3 protein-coding genes and 1 pseudogene are annotated in these 3,427 nt (G+C 65.0%); all 4 read left to right on the forward strand.

The window, feature by feature from the left end:
• A partial coding sequence (locus tag ACESMD_RS12760) for a cytochrome P450 (protein ID WP_372613737.1) occupies positions 1 to 925 on the forward strand: 925 nt, incomplete at its 5' end.
• Between the two features lie 48 nt (positions 926 to 973).
• Positions 974 to 1,678, forward strand: coding sequence for a succinate dehydrogenase iron-sulfur subunit (locus ACESMD_RS12765; RefSeq protein WP_372613741.1), 705 nt, complete (start codon positions 974 to 976; stop codon positions 1,676 to 1,678).
• Between the two features lie 43 nt (positions 1,679 to 1,721).
• Positions 1,722 to 2,042 carry a hypothetical protein gene (locus ACESMD_RS12770; protein ID WP_372613739.1) on the forward strand — a complete coding sequence of 107 codons (321 nt, stop codon included), beginning with the start codon at positions 1,722 to 1,724 and terminating at the stop codon, positions 2,040 to 2,042.
• Positions 2,043 to 2,226: 184 nt separating this feature from the next.
• Positions 2,227 to 3,427: pseudogene (locus tag ACESMD_RS12775) on the forward strand (glutamate synthase subunit alpha); the annotation flags it as partial.

A 3,427-nucleotide genomic window follows, 5' to 3' on the forward strand; every position in this document is an offset into this window, starting at 1 on the left:
CCCCTACTTCGGCCCTGAGCCCATGGCCGAATTCGCACCGACCTGTCGGTCCATTGCCAAGGCCGTGGTGGCGCGCCTGCCGGAGAACGGCGAGGTAGAGGTCATGGCCTCGCTGGGCCAGGCCTTCGCCCTGGAGATTCAGTGCGCCTTCATGGGCTGGCCGGCCAGCCTGCACGAGCCGCTGCGCGACTGGACCCGCCGCCAGCATGCCGCCACCCTTGCCGGTGATCGTCAAGCGCTGGGCGAGCTGGCGCTGGAGTTCGATGGCGTGATCCACGACCTGCTGGCCGCCCGCCGGGAAGCCGGCGACGAGGCACCGGACGATGTCACCACACAGATCATGAACGAGACGGTGGAGGACCGAGCCCTGCGCGACGATGAGATCGTCAGCATCCTGCGCAACTGGACGGTCGGCGAGCTGGGCACCATCTCCGCCAGCATCGGCATCCTGGTGGGCTATCTGGCCGAACATCCCGACTGGCAGGCGACCCTGCGCGACGAACCCACCCTGCTGCCCGCGGCCATCGACGAGATCCTGCGCCTGGATGCGCCGCTGATATCCAACCGGCGAATCACCACCTGTCCGGTGGAAACAGGCGGTCGCCGCCTCGAGGCCGGCGAGCGCCTGACGCTCCTGTGGGGCTCGGCCAACCGGGACGAGATGGTGTTCGGTGACCCGGACGAGGTTCGCCCGGATCGCGACCCGAAGGACAATCTACTCTACGGCGCGGGCATCCATGTCTGCCCCGGGGCACCGTTGGCGCGCATGGAACTCCAGTACGTCATGGAGGCGCTGCTCGACGCCACCGTGGAGTTCGGCCTGCTGCCGGGGCGCCCCGCGGTGCGCGCCCGCTATCCCGCCGGCGGCTATTCGGAGGTGCCGCTGAGAGTCTGCACTCGCAAGCCCGCTGGAAGGACACGTTAGTGATGCGCCTCAAGGCGCGCCTATGCCGCATTAAGGAGAGCGTCGATGATCAAGGTACGGCTCTATCGCTACCACCCCGAGCAGGACGACCTGCCGCGGATGGAGACCCTGGAGGTCGAGGAACGCTTCCGCAGGGCCATGGTGCTCGATGTGCTGGAGCAGCTGAAGGAGCAGGACGCCACCCTGGCCTATCGGCGCTCCTGCCGGGAAGGGGTGTGCGGTTCCGACGGCATGAACATCAACGGCAGGAATGGCCTGGCCTGCATCACGCCGGTGGAGGAGGTACTGGGCGCTTCGAATACCCTGACCCTGCGTCCGCTACCCGGCATGCCGGTGATCCGTGATCTGGTGGTGGATCAGAGTCTTTTCTTCCGTCAGTTCGAGAAGATTCGGCCCTGGCTGATCAATGATGATTCCCCCAGCGCGACTGAACGACGGCAAAGTCCGCAAGACCGCGAGAAGCTCGACGGCCTCTATGAGTGCATCCTCTGCGCCTGTTGCAGCTCGGCCTGTCCCTCCTGGTGGTGGAACCCGGACAAGTATATCGGCCCGGCCGGTCTGATTCAGGCCTACCGTTTCCTGGTCGACAGCCGCGACACCGCCACCGAGGAGCGCCTGGCCGACCTCGACGACCCCTTCAGCGTGTTCCGCTGCCGCCAGATTGCCAACTGCACCTGGGTCTGCCCCAAGGGACTCAATCCCATGCGCGCCATCGGTCACATCAAGGCGATGCTTCTGGCGCGTGGCGCCTGAGTTTGCCAACGTCGCCGAGCAGGGAGTCATGGCGTTTCGATAGGTGACGCACCTGCTGGAGCGAGTACATGACTGCCATCCTTCGCTCGACCCCGACAAGGAGGCCCGTCGTCAGTCCGAGCCGCAGCGGCTGCTGTTCGTGCTGACCCGCGCCGAGCTGCCGGACCAGCCCAGCGAGGCTCAACGGGCGCGCTTCGTGTTGGCCCGGCTGACGGATGCCGAAGCGATCAAGCGGCTAACGCAAGTGCCTGGCATCGGCCGCTGGAGCGCCGAGTACGTATTGTTGCGCGGGCTCAGCCGTTGGCATGTGTTCCCTGGCGACGACGTGGTGCGCGCAAGTACCTGGCGCAGTGGCTGCAATTAGAGGGCACGTTGGACTACAGCGACGTGGCGGCGACATTGCAGCGTTGGCGAGAATATAGTGGTTTGATCTACTTCCACCTGCTGTTGCATTGCCTCGATCTGACGGGGACATTGAACTTACCCAGCCATGAGTGCAGTACTAACAACGATTGGGCAAATACACGAAGAATGCGGAATAAGCAGGCATGCCGATGACAGACGCACCCCCATTCCAGCCCGAGTTACGAGCCCGCGCCAACTGCGGCGTCGGCGCGGTAGTCGATCTACAGGGCCGCGCTAGCCACCAGATACTGCTCGACGCACTGCAGGTGCTGGAACGGCTGGATCATCGTGGCGCTCGCGGCGCAGAAGAGAATACCGGCGACGGCGCCGGCGTCATGCTGCAGAAGCCGGACGCATTCTTTCGCCGGGAGCTTGGCGACCTACCGGTTGCTGACGCCTATGCGGTTGCGCAGCTGTTCCTGCCATCCGATCCCAACCAGCGGCAAGCCTTGCGGGAACACATTGACGCGACCGTGGCGCAATGGGGCTTCACCGCCCTGGTCTGGCGCGACGTGCCCACCTGCAACGAGGGACTCGGGCACGGCGCGCTCGACACCGAACCGCGGGTACAGCAACTATTCTTTTCTCACGCCGAAGGGCTGACCGGTTCGGCGCTAGATCGGCGTTGTTACGTGCTGCGGCTGGCACTGGACAAGGCTGTGGCGGAGCTGCCCGGCGCGCAGGATTTCCATGTCTGCTCGCTGGACCGACGGCGAATTGTCTACAAGGGTCTTCTGACCAACCCGCAACTACGGCGCTACTATCCGGATTTGTCCGACCCAGCCGTTGTCACTGCGCTCGCGCTGGCGCACTCGCGCTTTTCCACCAACACGCTGGGCAGTTGGGCGCGAGCGCATCCACACCGCGTGATCGTGCATAACGGCGAGATCAATACCTACCGCGCCAACTTCAACCGCCTACGCGACCGAGAGGCTGATCTCGACCATCCGCAAATCGGCGCCGCGCTACGCCAGCTGCGCCCGCTGGTTGCCACCGGAGTCAATGACACCGAACTACTAGACGCCGCGATCGAGCTTTTGATGGCCGGTGGCCGTAGCCTGGAGCACGCATTGCGCATGCTCATTCCGGAAGCCTGGCAAAACGACCACGCCATGGATCCGGCACGCCGCGACTGGTACGACTATCATGCCAGCCTGATCGAGCCCTGGGACGGTCCGGCGCTGGTCGTCGGCAGCGATGGCGAGCGCGTGGTGGCGGTGCTCGATCGCAACGGCTTCCGCCCTTGCCGTTACGACATCACTCACGACGGCCGCCTGATCCTGGCCAGCGAGGTCGGCGTGCTGGATCAGCCGGCGGCGGACATCCGTGAACGCGCACGGCTAG

The sequence above is a fragment of the Halomonas sp. genome (assembly GCF_041689495.1).
Taxonomy (GTDB): domain Bacteria; phylum Pseudomonadota; class Gammaproteobacteria; order Pseudomonadales; family Halomonadaceae; genus Halomonas.